We start from the raw sequence: 409 nt of genomic DNA, 5'->3' as shown, positions 1-409 counted from the left end.
ATCCATGGCCGCGGCGCGGAGTTCGCGAAAGTCTGCGGATGTCATCCCAAAGCGCGGCAGGTGGAACAGGTTTGCGATCGGGTCATGGCCGGAACCAAAACGCTGAAAGAGTCGAGCTGATTTGAACCGCTTCATGATTCGCTCGCGCCTTCGGGTCGGTTGGTGTGAGTTTTCAGCCCGGTTATTCAAGCCTTTGTGGCAGCGTTGCTCGACCCCTGGCATGATCTCTCGCTTTGCCGCCTGCTATGAGCGAAGTTTGTCGGTGATCTGAACTCTTGGCGGATGGCCCTGCTGCTTTAGCAGCTTGCGTATCAGGCGCAGAGCTGCCCACTTGTTGCGCCGGGATTGGACCAGAACGTCCAGCACGAAGCCGTCCTGATCGACCGCCCGCCACAGCCAATTTTTGCGC

1 pseudogene is annotated in these 409 nt (G+C 58.7%); it reads right to left on the bottom strand.

The annotated features are described in order from the left end of the window. A pseudogene (locus tag AB9K34_RS00045) lies at positions 1-409 on the bottom strand (transposase); the annotation flags it as partial.

The sequence above is a fragment of the Sedimentitalea sp. XS_ASV28 genome, assembly GCF_041224545.1.
GTDB lineage: Bacteria > Pseudomonadota > Alphaproteobacteria > Rhodobacterales > Rhodobacteraceae > Sedimentitalea.
Note: the sequence above shows the minus strand (reverse complement) of the source record. Positions and strands in the feature narration are given on the sequence as shown.